This is a genomic window from Pantoea sp. Ap-967, assembly GCF_011752565.1.
Taxonomy (GTDB): Bacteria; Pseudomonadota; Gammaproteobacteria; order Pseudomonadales; family Pseudomonadaceae; genus Aquipseudomonas.
On the sequence record NZ_VWXK01000035.1, the window covers coordinates 24,289 to 41,761 of the forward strand.

The following is a 17,473-nucleotide window of genomic DNA, read 5'->3' on the forward strand; positions in this document are numbered from 1 at the left end:
TTGGTCTCGCCAATCCGAGTGGATGCGCTGGCCATGGCAGGTTGCCAAATATGTTGACCAGCGCGCGTTCGCAGGGCGCGAAAGCAGGCTACTCCCCAAAGAGTGGCGCGATCATACCAGCCCCAGGTGAAAATTGCGTGAAGTGTGTCATCCCCCTGTAGAAGCGGGCTTGCCCCGCGAAAATACCGACCCCGATGGCAACCGGTATCTGGTACACCAGTACACCTTAAAAAGAATGCATTTGATAATGATTCGTAGTAGTGTCGCGCCGTTTTCCTACACCCTCCTTCAGCGCCCTACTCCAGGATCGTACGTCGATGCGTCGCACATTCGTTTCGCTTTGTGTGCTTCATGCTGTTTCCCCGCTGGCTTTCGCCGAGCCCGACTCACTCAACGAGCCGGCCCAGATCGAACTCCAGGCCCTGAGCATCACCAGCAGCGCCGACAGCGAGCGCGCCGACAGCCCGGTGGAAGGCTACAAGGCCAGCCGTTCGGCCAGCGCCACCCGCACCGACACGGCCTTGCACGAAACCCCGCAGTCGGTCAGCGTGGTGTCCAAGGATGTGCTCACCGACACCGGTGCCACGCGCCTGCAGGACGGCCTGGACTATGCCGGCGGCGTTGGCCGTGCCAACAACTTCGGCGGCCAGGGCCTGACCACCTTCACGGTGCGCGGTTTCACCACCGGCGAGTTCTACCGCAACGGCTTTCCGATCAACCGCGGCTACCCCAACGCCCCCGACGCCAATACCGTCGAGCGCCTGGAGGTGATTCGCGGCCCGGCCAGCAGCCTGTACGGCCGTGGCGACCCCGGTGGCACGTTCAACGTGGTCAGCAAACAGCCGCTGAGCGAGCCCAAGGTAACCCTGGGCAGCCAGCTCGACGACCAGGGCATGCACCGCGCCACCCTCGACGCCACCGGCCCGCTCAACAGCGACGGCTCGCTGGCCTACCGCTTGAACGTGCTGGGTGAAGGGGGCGACAGCTTCCGCGACGATGTTGAAAGCGAACGCTACGACGTTGCACCGGTGATCAGCTGGCAGGTGAACGACGCCACGAAGATCATCTTCGAAGGCGACTTCATGCGTAACAATCACCCGCTGGACCGCGGCCTGACCCGCCTGCCCGGCCAGCGCGGCACGGCCTCACGCGACACCAACATCTGGGAAAAAGGCAGCGACAACCTGCTGCACAACGACAACGACATGGCCCAGCTGCGCTTCGAGCACCAGCTCAACGACAATTGGGCGCTGGGCGGTGGCCTGCAGTGGCTGGACGGCTCGCTCAAGGGCAATGCCGTGGAAGCCAACGGCCTGCAGGCCGATGGCCACACCCTGGGGCGCAACTTCAACTACCGCAAGCTGCAATGGACTGACCGCGACTACCAGCTCAACCTCACCGGCCACTTCGACACCGGCGGATTCGCCCATACCCTGCTGACCGGCGTGGAATACGAAGACTACGACTACAACTCGATCATCCTGCGCTCGGCCGCAGGGGCGGCGGCCTACCCGATCGACATCTTCGACCCGGTACTGGGCCAGGCGCGCCCTGCCCTGACCCGCACCACCACTCACGACAAGGAAAACCTCAAGACCTGGGCAGCCTTCGTCCAGGACCAGGTGGCCCTCACCGAGCGGCTGAAAGTGCTGGCCGGGGTGCGCTTCGAGCGCTTCGAACATGACTACGACAACAAGCTCAACAACGCCGGCGACTTCACCAAGGGTGAAAACGGCGTTACCCCGCGCCTGGGCGTGGTCTACGACCTGACCGACACCGTGGCCGTGTATGCCAACACCGCCCGCTCGTTCAAGCCCAACAGCGGCGCCAGCCTGCAAGGCACCGGCTTCGACCCGGAGAAAGGCAAGTCGTATGAACTGGGCGTGAAGTGGGAGGCGCTGGACCGCCAGCTGAGCATCGACGCGGCGATCTACCACATCGTCAAGGAAAACGTGCTGACCCGCGACCCGAACGACCCGAGCGGCACCTACAGCGTGGCGGCCGGCGAAGTGCGCAGCCGTGGCCTGGACATCAACATCGCCGGCAACCTGACCCCCGAGTGGCGGGTGATCGGCGGCTATGCCTATGTGGATGCCGAGGTGACCAAGGACAATACCCTGCCCACCGGTACGCACCTTGCAAACATCCCGCGCAACAGCTTCAGCCTGCTGAACACCTATGAGTTCCAGGACGGGCTGGCCAAGGGCCTGGGGTTGGGGGTGGGTGTGAAGTATGTGGACGATCGCGCCGGGCAAACGGCGGCGAGCACCTACACCATGGAGCGCTACAGCGTGGTTGACCTGCTCAGCTTCTATAAGGTCAACGAGCACGTGCGCTTGAACCTGGACGTGAAGAACCTGTTCAACAAGGGGTATGACGAAGGAGCATTCAATACCTACGTGTACCCGGGTGCGCCGCGGACGGTGCAGGCTGGGGTTTCCTACACGTTCTAAGGGGGATGGGGCCGCTTTGCGGCCCATCGCGACCTGTGGTCGCTCCTACCAGGGGATTGCGCTCAGGGTGGGTAGGAGCGAGCGCAGCCCCAGCGTCAGAAGCCTTTGCTATAGAACAGCGAGTACGACTCGATGCCATCGTTCGGCTGCTTGAGGCCGGCATTGGAATAGTGAATGGCGCGAATCCCCACTTTCTGCTCAGCCGGCAGCTTCAGGCCAAAGCCGATACGGTCCTCGAAGTTGACCGACGACCCCAAGCGCTGGTCACCCACCTCGGTCTTGGAGAACGCCGCCAGGCCAATACCCGCCTCGATGTACGGGGTGTAGGTGAAACCGCTGAACTCATAGGTGAACACCGGACTGAACGACAGCGAATGAGCCCCGCTGGCATCGCCACCTTCCCAGTAGGTGTAGCCAGCATCCCAGTAGCCGCTCAGGAAACCCGTACTGCTCTCCAGCCATTTCTTGTCCCAGTCGAACGACATGCCGATACGGTAGGTCATGTCGCCCTGGCTGGTGGCCCCAACGGCACCGGAAATCTGGGCAGCCTGGGCCAGGTTGGCCCCGGCAAAGGCGAGCACGGCGGCGGCCAGCGACGCGGCGAGACGAGTTTTCATCAATGACTTCTCCTGATGGTCAACGCAGGCAAACGGAGGCTCGTGCCTCTCGATTTATCACCGTGACTGGCACATCCAGCCCAGTCACAAGAAGTAATACTTCTATGATTATTGTCCAGTAAATCAGAAATATGAAGGTGAATGCCACGATTGGCTATTTTCGCCTGCTATTGACCCTGCCATTCGATCATAAGGCCCGCCCCTGGCGGAGTACACATGTACTCCGCCCGGGCGCTTCGATCAATGCCAGTTCAAGCTGGCGGTTGCCGGGCTACTGCCGTTCACCGTGACCATTTGCTGGACGGTACTGCCGTTGGCATCGCCAATCACTTTGTATTTGCCTGGAGGCAACTGCACGTACAACAGCGGGCCGGCATCCTGCACGTTCAGCACCGTCTTACCTTGGGCATTCTGGATATCCACGGCGGCGCCGCTTTCGAATTGGCCGTGGGCGCCGGTCGACAGTTCGACATGCAGGTTGTAGCCCTTGGTGTGGCGCAAGGCGTTGGCCTCATCCTGGCCGATGCCGCCCTCCAGGTAACGCACGCCGTTCTGCTGTTGCGGTTGCAACTGCACGGCTTGCATGTCGATGGGGGCATTGTGGTCGTCCACTTCTGCAGCGGCGGCCAGGGTCCAGGGCAGCGCCAGTGCGATCAGCAGCGTGGCGCCCAAGGCATAGTGATGGTTACGCATGGTCAGCTCCTCCTTCAGGAGATGGCTTACCTTAGCTTTGACCCCGCCCAACGCCGGCGTTCATGCCGCTCGCCGTTCTTCGAGAAGTTTCACGAACATGCTCAGGCTGCGCGATACCGTGCCACGGCGCCACACCAGCCAGGTCTTGAGGTAGCGGAAATCTTCCTGCATCGGCCAGGCGCTTACCGTGCTGCAACCGGGCATGTTGTCGAGCATGCTGCGCGGCAGCATGGCAAGCCCTGCACCTGCACTGACGCAGGCGAGCATGCCGTGGTACGACTCCATCTCGTGGATCTTGCCCGGCACGGCCTGGTCCTGGACGAACCAGTTCTCGAAGTGGTGGCGGTACGAGCAGTTGGCGCGGAAGGCGTAGATGCTGGCGCCGTTGACGTCTTGGGCGCGGGCCACCGGCGGGTGGTTGAGCGGCGAGATCACCACCATTTCCTCTTCGAACACCGGCATGCCCTCAAGCGTTGGGTGCAGCACCGGGCCGTCGACGAATGCCGCCACCAGGCGCCCGGACAAAACGCCTTCGAGCATGGTCCCGGAGGGCCCGGTGGAAAGGTCGAGGTCGACTTTCGGGTAGCGCTGGTTGTAGGCCGCGAGCAGGGCCGGAATGCGCACCGCCGCGGTGCTTTCCAGCGAGCCGAGGGCGAAGGTGCCCTGGGGGTCCTCGCCGGCCACGGTCAAGCGGGCCTCGTGCACCAGGTCGAGGATACGCCGGGTGTATTCGAGGAAGTTCCAGCCCGCCGGAGACAGGCGCAGGCGGCTTTTCTCGCGAATGAACAGCTCGACGCCCAGGTCTTCCTCCAACTGCTTGATGCGCGTGGTCAGGTTCGACGGCACCCGGTGGATATGCTGGGCGGCAGCGCTGATGCTGCCTTGCTCGGCCACGGCCTTGAAGATTTCCAGTTGCACCAGGTCCACAGTCATTCTCCAAACGTGAATGTTTCGCTCATTATTATTCAGTTTTCAATAAAGCTGTAGCCCACTAGTCTGGCGTCACTGATTAACAACAACGAGAGTGCCCTGCCATGAGTGCGATCAGCAGCCTGACCCACGCCATCTCCGTCGACCCGCACAGCGGCGAACAGATTGGCGCCTATCCCTTCGACACCGACACCGCACTGGAAGCGGCGTTGCAACGTGCCAAGGCTGGCTACCGCCAGTGGCGCCAAGTGTCGCTGGGTCAGCGCAGCGAAGCCCTGCTCGCCCTGGCCAGCACCCTGGAAGCCAAGGCCGAGGCCTTCGCGCAGATGATCAGCCGGGAAATCGGCAAGCCAATCAGCCAGGCCCGCGGTGAAGTGGCCAAGTGCGTTGGCCTGTGCCGATGGTATGCCGAGCACGGCCCGGCGATGCTCGCCGCCGAACCAACCCAGGTCGAGAAAGCCCGCATCGAGTACCGCCCGCTGGGCCCGATCCTGGCGGTGATGCCGTGGAACTTCCCGATCTGGCAGGTGCTGCGTGGCGCAGTGCCGGCCATTCTGGCGGGCAACACCTACGTGCTCAAGCATGCGCCGAACGTAATGGGCAGCGCCTACCTGCTGGGTGAGCTGTTCAAGGACGCCGGCCTGCCCGAGGGCGTGTTCGAGGTGCTGAACGTTACCCCCGACGGCGTCACTCGCGCCATCAACGACCCGCGTATCGCCGCCGTGACCCTGACCGGCAGCGTGCGTGCCGGCATGGCCATCGGCGCCCAAGCGGGCGCTGCGCTGAAAAAGTGCGTGCTGGAACTGGGCGGCTCCGACCCGTTCATCGTGCTGGCCGATGCCGACCTGGACGCTGCCGTGCAAGCCGCCGTGATCGGCCGCTACCAGAACACCGGCCAGGTGTGCGCCGCGGCCAAGCGCCTGATCATCGAAGAAAGCGTGGCGCAGGCGTTCACCGAGAAGTTCGTTGAAGCCACGCGCAAGCTGAAGGTGGGCAACCCGCTGGAAGACGACACCTACATCGGCCCGATGGCCCGTTACGACCTGCGTGACGAGCTCGATGGCCAGGTGCAGGCGACCCTTGCCGAAGGCGCTACCCTGCTGCTGGGCGGCAACAAGGTCGAGGGCGTGGGCAACTTCTACGCACCGACCGTGTTCGCCAACGTCACCCCGGACATGACCGCGTTCAAGCAGGAGCTGTTCGGCCCGGTGGCGGCGATCATCACCGCCCGTGACGCCGACCATGCGGTGGAACTGGCCAACGACAGTGAGTTCGGCCTGGCCTCGACCATCTACACCGCCGACTACGCACTGGCCGAGCGCATGACCGCAGCGCTGGATACCGGGGGCGTGTTCATCAACGGCTACTGCGCGTCCGACCCCCGTGTGGCGTTCGGTGGTGTGAAGAAGAGCGGGTTTGGGCGGGAACTGTCGCACTTTGGCGTGCGCGAGTTCACCAATGCGCAGACCGTGTGGCTGGACCGTAACTGATCTGGTACCGGGGCCGCTTCGCGGCCCATCGCGGGGCAAGCCCGCTCCTACACCGATTTGCGCTGCTTCGCGCTACCTGTAGGAGCGGGCTTGCCCCGCGAAGGGCTGCAAGGCAGCCCCGGCACGTTTAACCCCGAACCTGGTCCTTGACCCAGTCCAACATCCCCCCCGGCACGATCAATTCATGCCGCGCCCGCGAGCACGCGGTGTACAACCCCGCCAACATCCGCGCCCGCTCATTGCGGTTGCCCGCCGAACTCGGCGCCACCATCAATTCCGGCGACACCATCACCCGGGCAAACTCCATGTTCCGCACATCCCGCACCCGCCCAAGGAACAGTTTGGGCGCCTTGTCCCAGCGGTAGCGGCTCTTGGCCTTGGCGAAGTGCTCGGGGGTATAGCCCTTGCGCAGCATGCTGGCCACCGCGACGAACGCCTTGTCATCGCCCTTGTCCTGCTCCAGCGCCTGCCAGCTCGGGTAGCGGAACAGCATCGGGTGCCGCGCCCGGGTGCCGTAGCGGTACAGCTCGATGCAGTCTTCGACGAACAATTCGAAGTCCTTGCGCGCACCTTGGAGCAGCACGAACGGCACGCCCTGGTGGGTCAGGCGCTGGAACCAGCCGAACAGGCCCCACTCGTCATCGACGATCAAGGCGGTTGGCTGTTCAGGCACCGCCACGGTGTCGAAGAAGCTGACCCGCGTGTAATGCTCGGCACTGCCGCTGAAGGCCGCCTGGATCGCCGCTGGGTGGGCCTGGATCAATGGGTTGAGCACGCCGTCCATTGCAGGCCCGGCGCGCAGGGAGTGGTCGATGCAGCGCTGGCGGATGAAGCTGCCGTGGTGCGGGCTCAGGCCATTGAGGTTCTGCAGTTCGTCGCCCAGGGCAATGACCGCCTGCGGGGTGCGGTCGAGCACCGCGAGCATCGGCGCGGACAGCTCGTGGGCTTCATCGACGATGACATGGCTGTAACGGCTGTCGATCACCTCGGCGGTCAACGACAGCAGTTTGATCCGGTGGTAATCGCGCACCGGCAGTTGAATCTCCCGCGCCGAAGGGCGAATCAGCTCTTGCCAGTACAGGCGGGCCTTTTCCAGCAGCACCTCCTGGTCCAGCGGTGTGGTTCCCGGCCCCGCCCAGGGCAAGTGGTGCAGCTGCAGCTGGGTATCGCCACTGCGGCAAAAGCTGCGCACGGCCTTGATGCACAGGGCCACTACATCGTGCGCGGCCAGCGGGCCGATGTCGGGGATGCCCAGCCAGCGCACCACCTGCGCCTCCTGCGGGCGCCAGGAGCGCTTGGTGCGGTAGGGGTCGCGCAGGCGCCAGCCGTTGCTGGTGAGGTCGCGGTTGAGGATTTCGTCAGCCAGCTGGCCAAAGGTCAGTGCGGTATAGGCTGCAGCGTCCTTGACCCGTGCCTGCAAGGCCCGCAGCTGGCCTTCGGTGAGGGCCAGCAGCAGGGTGCGCTGGGGGTCGAGTACGCGGGCGAACTGGTGGATGAGAAAGGTCTTGCCGGTGCCGGCAAAACCCTGCACGGCCACCGACTCGTCGACGCCGGAAAGGAATTCGCGCAACAGGCGGTTCTGCTGGTCGCTGAGCATCAGGTCGCTGGCCAATGACGGCAGGTGAACCGGGTGCAAGGGTGTTACACGCTGACGGTAGCGGTCAGCGAACTGGAAATTCCACTGACCCTCTTCGTCCTGTAGCTCGTCGGCCTGGTAGGCGACTTCGGCCGACAACAGGCCAACCCCGTTCTCGCCCAGCATGCCCAACCCCATGGCGAACGCCTCGCTGTCGAAATGCTGCGCCACCTGCCCTTGGAAGCGCCCGGGCGCGGCCTGCTCCACCTCATTGGCGATGCGCACGATTTCGGCGAACCGGCGCTCCTGGGCGTCGGCCGAAGCACTGGCGGGCTGGCGCGGCAGGTTCTGCACGAACAGTACCGCGGCAGCCTGCAGCAGGCTGGCGGCCGGGAAGAAATCGGTGGCGGTGGGCACGCTGGCCAGGCGGTCGGCCTGGTCGCTGGGCAGGGGCAGGTAGAACATCGGGACCTCGGGTGGAAACTGCCGGGCACGATAGCAACTTTCCGGCGCGGATGCTGGGTTGTCTGTGCCGGCAAACCCACGGCGGCGGGCCGACTGTAGGAGCGGGCTTGCCCCGCGAACACCGGCAATGCCGGTGCCATGGACCGAGGTGCCTGCTTCGCGGGTCAAGCCCGCTCCTACAAACACCTCCTATTACGATTTGCTCCATAGAAGCGAGCGCCGCTTGCGCGGCGCAAGGTTTCGCTGGGAAATTCCTTGAACAATTGCCTGTAACTCTCTGAAAATCTTCCCAAATGCCAGAACGACCAGCGCATGGCCACCTCGGCCACGGTCACCTCGCCGCCGCGCAGCAAATCGCGCCGGGCGCCATTGAGCCTGCGCAGGCGCAGCCAGTGCGCCGGTGGCATTCCGGTAAACGCCTTGAACGCCTGCTGCAACTGGCGCAGCGACACCCCCGCCACCTCGGCCAGTTCCACCAGGTTCAGCGTCTCCTCCGGGCAGTCGGCCGCCCATTCGCTGACCCGCTGCATGATGGCCCGCTCTTCCCCGCGCCGCCCCAGCGCCCCGCCCTGCAAGCGCTGGCAGGCGTTGTCGAGGATGAACAGGCAATCTTCCAGCAACTGCTCGGCCAGCGCCTGCCCCTGCAACGGGCAATCGGCCTGGCCAAGGCGGGTCAAGGTGGCGCTCAGCCAACTGCCGAACAGCGCGTTCTGGCCACTGCCCAGCGGCACCATGAACAGCCCGTCGAGCCGTTGCGGGTCGAGGCTGTGGCGGGCGAGAAACCCCTGGTCGAACACCACCGCCACTTCCTGGTAGTTCTCCGGGGTGATCCAGATGTTGCGGCTCTGCTCATTGAGCAAGTACAGGCTGTTCTCACTCTGGTCGAAGCAGAATGCCAACGACCCGCTCGGCGCGCGGAAGAACTGCTCGACCCGGGTGTTGAGCCGTTCTTCGTAAACCTCCACGCCATCGAGCCCAAGGCTGCGCAAATGGCCGCTGAAATGCCCCGGCGACATCTGCCGGTATTGCTGCTGCCAGCCAGGGGTGGCGCGCACCTGTTCAGTCACATCGCACGTATGGAAAGCCTGGACTTGCAGGGCGTTGGACGTTGTCACGCGAGGTCCTAGTTGCACTCTTTTGGTGCATTCATTGCCGAAGAAAGTGGATAGATGGCGGCGTGAGCCTGCGCCCAAGATAGTCCCCAGTGCGTCACCTGGGAAGCGCCCTGATTGGCTCACACACAAAAACCCAACCAAGAGGTCTGTATGAACGCCCCCTTCGATCAGCTGTCCACCTGGCTGAAAGAACACCGGATCACCGAAGTCGAATGCGTGATCAGCGACTTGACCGGCATCGCCCGCGGCAAGATTGCGCCGACCGCCAAGTTCCTCCACGAGCGCGGCATGCGCCTGCCAGAAAGCGTGCTGCTGCAGACCGTTACCGGCGACTATGTCGACGACGACATCTACTACAGCCTGCTCGATGCCGCCGACATCGACATGGTTTGCCGCCCCGACCCTACGGCGGTGTACCAGATCCCCTGGGCGATCGAGCCGACCGCAATCGTGATCCACGACACCTTCGACAAGCAGGGCAACCCCATCGAACTGTCGCCGCGCAACGTGCTGAAGAAGGTGCTCAAGCTGTATGCCGACAAGGGCTGGCAGCCCATCGTCGCGCCGGAGATGGAGTTCTACCTGACCCAGCGCTGCGAAGACCCGGACCTGCCCCTGCAAGTACCGCTGGGCCGCTCGGGCCGCGCGGAAAGCGGGCGCCAGTCGTTCTCGATTGACGCCGCCAACGAATTCGACCCGCTGTTCGAAGACGTCTACGACTGGTGCGAGCTGCAAGGCCTGGACCTGGACACGCTGATCCACGAAGACGGCCCGGCACAGATGGAGATCAACTTCCGCCACGGCGATGCGCTGGACCTGGCTGACCAGATCACTGTGTTCAAGCGCACCCTGCGTGAGGCCGCGCTCAAGCACAACGTCACCGCCACCTTCATGGCCAAGCCGATCACCGACGAACCGGGCAGCGCCATGCACCTGCACCAGAGCGTGGTCGACATCGCCACCGGCAAGCCGGTCTTTGCCAATGACGATGGCAGCATGAGCGAGCTGTTCCTGCACCACATCGGTGGCCTGCAGAAGTACATCCCCAAGCTGCTGCCGATGTTCGCCCCCAACGTCAACTCGTTCCGCCGCTTCCTGCCGGACACCTCGGCGCCGGTGAACGTTGAGTGGGGCGAGGAAAACCGCACCGCAGGGCTGCGCGTGCCGACCTCCAGCCCCGAGGCGATGCGCGTGGAAAACCGCCTGCCGGGCGCCGACGCCAACCCGTACCTGGCGATTGCCGCCAGCCTGCTGTGCGGCTACATCGGCATGGTCGAGCGCATCGAGCCGAGCGCCCCGGTACAGGGCCGCGCCTACGAGCGGCGCAACCTGCGCCTGCCAATCACCATCGAGGACGCGCTGCAGCACATGGAAGACTGCGAAACCGTGCAGCACTACCTGGGCAAGCAGTTCGTCCAGGGCTATGTGGCGGTCAAGCGCGCCGAGCACGAGAACTTCAAGCGCGTGATCAGCTCCTGGGAGCGTGAATTCCTGTTGCTGAGCGTCTGACCTGTTCGCGGGCAAGCCCGCTCCCACACTTGTCCCGGTGGGAGCAGGCTTGCCCGCGAAAAGGCTGCAAAGCAGCCTTTCTAAACGCCGAACCCTAAGAACAAGACCAACGAGGTGTCGACATGCGTCATCTGCAAGCCCTGATTTCCGCCACATTCACCCTGCTGTTCGGCGCCGCCGCCCAGGCCGCGCCGACGGTCAGCGTGTACAACTGGACCGACTACATCGGTGACACCACCCTGGCCGACTTCCAGGCCAGCAGTGGGATCAAGGTCGTGTACGACGTGTTCGACTCCAACGAAACCCTGGAAGGCAAGCTGCTGGCCGGGCGTACCGGCTATGACGTGGTGGTGCCCTCCAACCACTTCCTTGCCCGCCAGGCCCAGGCCGGCGCGTTCCTGCCCCTGGACCGCAGCAAGCTGCCGAACTGGCGGCACCTGGACCCCAAACTGCTCAAGCAGCTTGAACAGAACGACCCCGGCAACCAGTACGCCGTGCCCTACCTGTGGGGCACCAACGGCATCGGCTACAACGTCGAGAAGGTCAAGGCGGCGCTTGGCGTCGACCATATCGACTCGTGGGCGGTGCTGTTCGAGCCGGAAAACCTGAAGAAGCTCAAGCAATGCGGTGTAGCGTTCATGGACTCGCCCGACGAGCTGTTCCCGGCCATGCTCAACTACCTGGGCATGGACCCGCGCAGCGAAAAGGCCGCCGACTATGCCAAGGCCGAGGCGCGCCTGCTTGAACTGCGCCCCTACATCACCTACTTCCATTCCTCCAAATACGTCTCCGACCTGGCCAACGGCGATATCTGCGTGGCGTTCGGCTATTCGGGCGACGTCTTCCAGGCCGCCAACCGGGCAGTGGAAGCCAACAACGGCGTGAAGATCGCCTACAGCATCCCCAAGGAAGGCAGCAACCTGTGGTTCGACCTGCTCGCCATTCCCAAGGACGCCAGCAACCCGGAACAGGCCCTGGCCTTCATCAACTACCTGCTTGAGCCCAAGGTAATCGCCAAGGTCAGTGCCACCGTCGGCTACGCCAACGCCAACCCTGACGCCAAGGCCTACATGAACACCGCGCTGGTCGACAACCCCGAGATCTACCCACCCCAGGCCGTGCTCGACAAGCTGTACATCTCCAGCACCCCGAGCCCGAAAATCATGCGGGTGATGACCCGTTCCTGGAGCAAGATCAAGTCCAACCGCTGAGCCGAGAACGCGCCATGCCTTTCGATAACCAACACACCGCCTCCTACTACGCCGCCACGGCACGCGATGCGGCGCCCTACCCCAGCCTCGACGGCGAACTGAGCGCCGACGTCTGCGTGGTCGGGGGCGGCCTGACCGGCGTCAACACCGCCCTGGAACTGGCCGAGCGTGGCCTGTCGGTGGTGCTGCTGGAAGGCCGGCGCATTGGCTGGGGCGCCAGCGGGCGCAACGGTGGCCAGCTGATCCGTGGCATTGGCCACGACGTCAGCGGCTTTGCCCGCCATGTCGGCCAGGACGGCGTGCGTTACCTGCAACAGGCCGGCATCGAATCGGTGGCGCTGGTGGCGCGCCGAATCGAGCAGTACGGCATCGCCTGCGACCTGCGCTGGGGCTTCTGCGAGCTGGCCAACACACCGGTGCAGTTCGCCGCGCTGCGCGAGGAGCAGGAGCAACTGGCCACGCTGGACTACCGCCACGAAACACGCCTGGTCGCCCCTGCGCACATACGCCAGGTCGTCGCCAGCGACCAGTACGCCGGTGGGCTGGTGGACATGGGCTCGGGCCACCTGCACCCGCTTGACCTGGTACAGGGCGAGGCGCGCGTGGCCCAGGGGCTGGGCGCACGCATCTTCGAGCAAAGCCCGGTGCTGCGGATCGACCACGGCAGCACGGTGACCGTGCACACGGCGCGCGGCAAGGTGCGGGCGCAAAGCCTGGTGCTGGGGTGCAACGCCCACCTGGATGAACTGGAGCCTCGCCTGAGCGGCAAGGTGCTACCGGCCGGCAGCTACGTGGTGGCCACCGAACCGCTGCCCGAAGCCCTGGCCCTTGAGTTGATTCCGCAGAACATGGCCCTGTGCGACCAGAAGGTTGGCCTGGACTACTACCGCCTGACGGCGGACCGCCGCTTGTTGTTCGGCGGCGCCTGCCACTACTCAGGGCGCGACCCCAAGGACATCGGCGCCTACATGCGGCCAAAGGTACTCAAGGTGTTCCCGCAGCTGGCCGATGTGCAGCTGGCCTACCAGTGGGGCGGCATGATCGGCATTACCGCCAACCGCTTCCCCCAGGTCGGGCGCCTGAGCCAACACCCCAATGTGTTCTACGCCCAGGGCTATTCCGGGCACGGCCTGAACGTCACCCATTGGACCGCCCGGCTGCTGGCCGAAAGCATCGCCCTTGGCCAGAGCCAGGGGCTGGATGTGTTCAGCGCGGTGCCCCACCTGACCTTCCCGGGGGGCAAGGCATTGCGCTCGCCGCTGCTGGCCTTGGGGATGCTGTGGTATCGGCTGAAGGAGGTGTTGGGGTAAGCAAACGCTGCACGGCGTTCGTCGCAAACCAATCTGGACGCGACGAATGCCATTCCAGAAAAAGATTTATAAAATATCAGTAATTTATTGATTTAAAACAAATTTTTATAAAAAAGACAATCTGAAAATTTACTTAAAGAATTGAATGCAACCCTTTGATTGCAATGATATTTAGTAATTTAAGAGCAGGGCCTGCAGGCCGCGTCTCGCCTTGCTCCCACTTACGCACCGTGGAGGCGCTGGTATGCAGGTGCAGGGCGAAAACCGGCTGGCTGAAATTCAGCGTTTCACGCAGTTGGCGAATATCCAATGCACTGAAGTCCCGAACCGGTGCCGGGCAAATCATTTCAAAGTCGCGCAGTGTCACCTTGGCAACAGCCCCAGCTTCATGAAGGGCAACAAGGTCCTCCCGCAACGATTCAACAAGCTTGCTGCTCACAGCAGACCTCCAACAATATTCCTGATTCCAATGCCCGGCTGAGTGCGGCGCTAGGCAACTCCAGAAAAACCTTGCCTGCAAACCTCAGCCTCTCCGTACCCGATACGGGCATAGTTTTCCAAGGATCGCCATAACGAGATATCAGGCACATCCCCGTAGCCTTGTAGGAAACTCGACTTTTGTTGCCCACTGGCCAAGCGCCAAGCACCTGCTAGCGTTGTTCAGGCCGCCCCTTCTTGGAAGCCTGCCCTCATGAACTCATTGCCTCGCATCACCCTGTTGTGCGCTGCATTGCTCGCCGTGGCCGCCTGCTCCAGCAACCGCGTAGACCCCAAGGATTACTCGGGTTTCCTCAAGGACTACAGCCGCCTGCAGGCGGCGAAAAGCCCGTCGGGCGCGCCGGTGATGCGCTGGGTTGAGCCGGGGATCAAGCCCGAGCAGTACAGCCAGGTGTACATCGAACCCAGCCAGTTCTACCCCAAGCCGCAACCAACCGCCGTCATCTCGGCGCAGACGCTGCAGCAGATCACCCGCTATTTCAATGAAGCCCTGCGCCGGGAAATGGGCAGTGTGCTGACGCTGGCAAAGGCCCCAGGCCCTGGAACGATTGTGGTGCGCCCGGCCATCACGGCGGTGTCCACCCACAATGAAGGGCTCAAGCCCTACGAAGTGATTCCGATTGCGCTGATCGCCGCTGGCGTCAACACCGCCACCGGTGGCCGCGACCAGGACGTGGACGTGGGCGTGGAGGCGGCATTTCTCGACGGTGGCAGCCAACAGGTCCTGGCCCAGGTGGTACGCAAGGGCGCCGGCAGACCACTGGAAAACAACACGCAGCAACTGACCCTGGATGACGTCAAGCCCGTACTCGACGGCTGGGCCAGGGACATGCGCGCCAGTTTCGAAGCGCTCAAGCGCAAGCCCAAGTGACGGCCTGCCCTGCCACTTGTCGGAGATAATGCAAAAATGCCATCACTGCCTGAAGGGCCTGCTTTAATCAAGCGGGCTGCCAGGCAGGTGGCACCGCAGACCAGGGATGGCTGCACAAGCAGGCTGCCAACAGCCGCGCGTTCCGGGCACACCAACACCCTCGCCCGACTCCCTCTTCTTCCTCGTTTTCGCCGCCCGCCATCGCAGCTGTGTACCGGTATCTCATTCATCGAATGCAATGGAGGCAATCATGTCTGATTCACTGCTCGCACCTACGGTAGGCCTGTTCCCGGTGGCCTACCTGATCGGCACCAACCAGCCAGGCGCCCCGCGCCTGCAACTGGACCTGCTGGTGTATACCCCCGACCGCAGCATTAATGGCGCGGCCCTGCTCACCCAGGCCACCAACCCACCACTGGACCTGCACCTGGACACCTGGGGCAGCTACAGCTACCTCACGGTTCTGCCACCGAGCCAAGGCAAGATCCTGATTACCGCCCAAGGTAACCAGGGCGGGCCACACGCCAATTCGCCGGTGCTGTTCAAACTGCACGCTCTGCTCGACCAGAACTGGCAACAGGGCGTGGCCAACTACGAGTACTACAACGGGCAACGTTGGGTGAGCGTGGAGAACGTGCCGGTGACGCTGGACAACCAGCGCATCCAGCCCCTGGCCAATGTCGACCTGCAAACCGAGCTGCACAGCGCCACCCTGGAGGCACTGATCGCCAGCGGCGATGTTGCGCAACTCAAGCAACTGGCCAGCGTCGGCCTCGACCAGGCCCTTTCGTCAACCAAGAGCGCGGCCACCAAAACCGCCAAGAAAGCCTGAGCAGGCAAGGAGCACACCATGGCCATCGGACTGTTTCATACCCGCCTGAACGTCAGCAACGGCTTGCTCGGCGCCCCAACCCTGACCCTCGACCTGCTGGTCAATACCGTGACCAAGAAGGTTTCCGGCAAGGCACGCGCCTCGCAGGCTACCCACCCGCTGCAGATCTTCCACGCCAACGTTTGGGGAGACTACAGCGAACTGCAGTTCGCCCCGGCGGGCGCGCCATCGATCGTGCTGAGCCTGGACGGCAGCCCCAGCGGCCCGCTGAGCCAGATCGCCCAGACCTTCCACCTGCACGGGCTGTTGGAAACCGACTGGAGCAACGGTTCGGCCAGCTACCGCTACTTCAGCGGCGGGCACTGGCTCGACCAGCATGGCCGTGTGCGCAAGGCGCCTGATGTCACCCACCAGGACCGGCCGCAGATTGCCCAGCGCCTGAAAGCTGCAATCAGCCAGCTGCACGGGGAATAACCGGCAGCGCCCGCCGGCAAGCCTTGCCGGCGGGCACCGCTCAACACTCGACGAAGGCTACCGCCAGGCCACCGCGCGAGGTTTCCTTGTAGTTGGCATGCATGTCGGCGCCGGTGTCGCGCATGGTGCGGATTACCCGGTCGAGCGAAATGAAATGCTCGCCATCACCGCGCAGGGCCATCTGCACGGCGTTGATCGCCTTGACCGCTGCAATGGCGTTACGCTCGATGCACGGCACCTGCACCAGGCCGCCAACTGGGTCACAGGTCAGCCCCAGGTTATGTTCCAGGGCGATTTCGGCGGCGTTCTCCAGCTGTGCGGGGGTGGCACCCAGCACTTCGGCCAGGCCCGCCGCGGCCATGGAGCAGGCCGACCCCACCTCCCCCTGGCACCCCACTTCGGCCCCGGAAATCGAAGCATTCTTCTTGCACAGGATGCCAACCGCCGCTGCGGCCAGCAGGAACGCCACCACATCGTCGTCGCAGGCAGTGGGGTTGAACTTCATGTAGTAGTGCAGCACCGCCGGGATGATGCCCGCCGCACCGTTGGTGGGGGCGGTGACCATGCGCCCGCCGGCGGCGTTTTCTTCATTCACCGCCAGGGCGAACAGGTTCACCCACTCCATGGCGCTCAGGGTCGAGCCGATCACGTTGGGCTTGCCGATCTCCTGCAGGCTGCGGTGCAGGCGTGCGGCGCGGCGCTTGACGTTGAGCCCACCGGGCAGCACGCCCTCATTGCGCAGGCCATTGTTGACACAGTCACGCATGGCCGCCCAGATACGCAGCAGCCCCTCGCGCACTTCGGCTTCGGGGCGCCAGGCGCGTTCGTTGGCCATCATCAGCTGGGCCACGCTCAGCCCGTTGGCCTTGCACAGGGCCAGCAACTCGGCACCGCTGGAAAATTCATAAGGCAGGCTGACGGTATTCACCTGGGCTTCAGGCGCGTCGATCTCGGCCTGTTCGACGATGAAGCCGCCGCCAATGGAGTAGTAGGTCTGGCTGAACAGGCTGCCCTGCGCGCCGAAGGCTTCCAGGCACATGGCATTGGGGTGGTACGGCAGGCTTTCGTCCAGCAGCAGCATGTCGCGGGCGTACTGGAAGGGCAATGGCTGGCTGCCATCGAGCATCAGGCACTGCTCTTCCATCAGTTGGCGAATGCGCGGCTCGATGGTGGCCGGGTCGATGCGGTCTGGCCACTGGCCCATCAGGCCGAGCAGGCAGGCCCGGTCAGTGGCGTGGCCAACCCCGGTGGCCGACAGCGAACCATAAAGGCGCACCTCTACCCGGCTCACCTGGGCCAACAGGCCACGCTCGCGCAGCGCCTGGGCAAAGGTGGCCGCCGCCCGCATCGGGCCTACGGTGTGGGAGCTGGACGGGCCGATGCCAATTTTGAAAAGGTCGAAAACACTGATAGCCATACTAATGCCTGA

At 63.8% G+C, this 17,473-nt stretch carries 15 protein-coding genes and 1 pseudogene; 8 read left to right on the plus strand and 8 right to left on the minus strand.

Annotated elements, in window-relative coordinates; all coding sequences use genetic code 11:
* The first annotated feature begins 317 nt into the window (after nt 1–317).
* Nucleotides 318–2,453 (plus strand): TonB-dependent siderophore receptor, encoded by a 2,136-nt coding sequence (locus tag F3J45_RS25560; protein ID WP_167069711.1) that lies wholly within the window; start codon nt 318–320, stop codon nt 2,451–2,453.
* 95 nt (nt 2,454–2,548) lie between these two features.
* Here F3J45_RS25560 and F3J45_RS25565 read toward each other — a convergent pair whose 3' ends face one another.
* The 3 genes from F3J45_RS25565 to F3J45_RS25575 all read right to left on the minus strand — a co-directional run bounded on the left by F3J45_RS25565 (nt 2,549) and on the right by F3J45_RS25575 (nt 4,690).
* Nucleotides 2,549–3,070, minus strand: a complete 522-nt coding sequence (locus F3J45_RS25565; protein ID WP_167069713.1) for an acyloxyacyl hydrolase — start codon at nt 3,068–3,070, stop codon at nt 2,549–2,551.
* A 240-nt stretch (nt 3,071–3,310) separates the two neighbouring features.
* Nucleotides 3,311–3,763, minus strand: a complete 453-nt coding sequence (locus tag F3J45_RS25570) for a carboxypeptidase regulatory-like domain-containing protein (protein ID WP_167069715.1) — start codon at nt 3,761–3,763, stop codon at nt 3,311–3,313.
* A 60-nt stretch (nt 3,764–3,823) separates the two neighbouring features.
* Nucleotides 3,824–4,690 (minus strand): LysR family transcriptional regulator, encoded by an 867-nt coding sequence (locus F3J45_RS25575; protein WP_167069782.1) that lies wholly within the window; start codon nt 4,688–4,690, stop codon nt 3,824–3,826.
* A 107-nt stretch (nt 4,691–4,797) separates the two neighbouring features.
* Between F3J45_RS25575 and F3J45_RS25580 the strand changes: the two genes are divergently transcribed.
* Nucleotides 4,798–6,183 carry an aldehyde dehydrogenase family protein gene (locus F3J45_RS25580; RefSeq protein ID WP_167069717.1) on the plus strand — a complete coding sequence of 462 codons (1,386 nt, stop codon included), beginning with the start codon at nt 4,798–4,800 and terminating at the stop codon, nt 6,181–6,183.
* Between the two features lie 127 nt (nt 6,184–6,310).
* Here F3J45_RS25580 and F3J45_RS25585 read toward each other — a convergent pair whose 3' ends face one another.
* Nucleotides 6,311–8,392: an AAA family ATPase gene (locus F3J45_RS25585; RefSeq protein WP_205300679.1), complete on the minus strand. Its 2,082-nt coding sequence runs from the start codon at nt 8,390–8,392 to the stop codon at nt 6,311–6,313.
* Nucleotides 8,393–8,400: 8 nt separating this feature from the next.
* Entirely contained in the window at nt 8,401–9,339 is a 939-nt protein-coding gene (locus F3J45_RS30630) for a helix-turn-helix domain-containing protein (RefSeq protein WP_167069719.1), read from the minus strand.
* Nucleotides 9,340–9,489: 150 nt separating this feature from the next.
* On the opposite strand from F3J45_RS30630, the gene F3J45_RS25595 reads away from it, so the two are divergent.
* The 3 genes from F3J45_RS25595 to F3J45_RS25605 all read left to right on the plus strand — a co-directional run bounded on the left by F3J45_RS25595 (nt 9,490) and on the right by F3J45_RS25605 (nt 13,369).
* Nucleotides 9,490–10,848: a glutamine synthetase family protein gene (locus F3J45_RS25595; RefSeq protein ID WP_167069721.1), complete on the plus strand. Its 1,359-nt coding sequence runs from the start codon at nt 9,490–9,492 to the stop codon at nt 10,846–10,848.
* 122 nt (nt 10,849–10,970) lie between these two features.
* Nucleotides 10,971–12,059, plus strand: a complete 1,089-nt coding sequence (locus F3J45_RS25600) for a polyamine ABC transporter substrate-binding protein (RefSeq protein ID WP_167069723.1) — start codon at nt 10,971–10,973, stop codon at nt 12,057–12,059.
* 14 nt (nt 12,060–12,073) lie between these two features.
* Nucleotides 12,074–13,369, plus strand: coding sequence for an FAD-binding oxidoreductase (locus tag F3J45_RS25605; RefSeq protein WP_167069725.1), 1,296 nt, complete (start codon nt 12,074–12,076; stop codon nt 13,367–13,369).
* Nucleotides 13,370–13,502: 133 nt separating this feature from the next.
* Here F3J45_RS25605 and F3J45_RS25610 read toward each other — a convergent pair whose 3' ends face one another.
* Nucleotides 13,503–13,808: a DNA-binding transcriptional regulator gene (locus F3J45_RS25610; RefSeq protein ID WP_167069727.1), complete on the minus strand. Its 306-nt coding sequence runs from the start codon at nt 13,806–13,808 to the stop codon at nt 13,503–13,505.
* Nucleotides 13,789–13,896, minus strand: a pseudogene (locus F3J45_RS30635) (type II toxin-antitoxin system RelE/ParE family toxin); the annotation flags it as partial. The pseudogene F3J45_RS30635 and the gene F3J45_RS25610, both read right to left, overlap by 20 nt.
* Before the next feature lie 164 nt (nt 13,897–14,060).
* Between F3J45_RS30635 and F3J45_RS25620 the strand changes: the two are divergent.
* The 3 genes from F3J45_RS25620 to F3J45_RS25630 all read left to right on the plus strand — a co-directional run bounded on the left by F3J45_RS25620 (nt 14,061) and on the right by F3J45_RS25630 (nt 16,044).
* Nucleotides 14,061–14,738, plus strand: a complete 678-nt coding sequence (locus F3J45_RS25620) for a DUF3313 domain-containing protein (RefSeq protein ID WP_167069729.1) — start codon at nt 14,061–14,063, stop codon at nt 14,736–14,738.
* 250 nt (nt 14,739–14,988) lie between these two features.
* The gene (locus F3J45_RS25625; protein WP_167069731.1) at nt 14,989–15,570 is read left to right on the plus strand and encodes a DUF1842 domain-containing protein; all 582 of its coding nucleotides are present in this window, start codon (nt 14,989–14,991) and stop codon (nt 15,568–15,570) included.
* 18 nt (nt 15,571–15,588) lie between these two features.
* Nucleotides 15,589–16,044 (plus strand): DUF1842 domain-containing protein, encoded by a 456-nt coding sequence (locus tag F3J45_RS25630; protein WP_167069733.1) that lies wholly within the window; start codon nt 15,589–15,591, stop codon nt 16,042–16,044.
* A gap of 40 nt (nt 16,045–16,084) precedes the next feature.
* Here F3J45_RS25630 and F3J45_RS25635 read toward each other — a convergent pair whose 3' ends face one another.
* Entirely contained in the window at nt 16,085–17,461 is a 1,377-nt protein-coding gene (locus F3J45_RS25635; RefSeq protein ID WP_167069736.1) for an L-serine ammonia-lyase, read from the minus strand.
* Nucleotides 17,462–17,473: the final 12 nt, after the last annotated feature.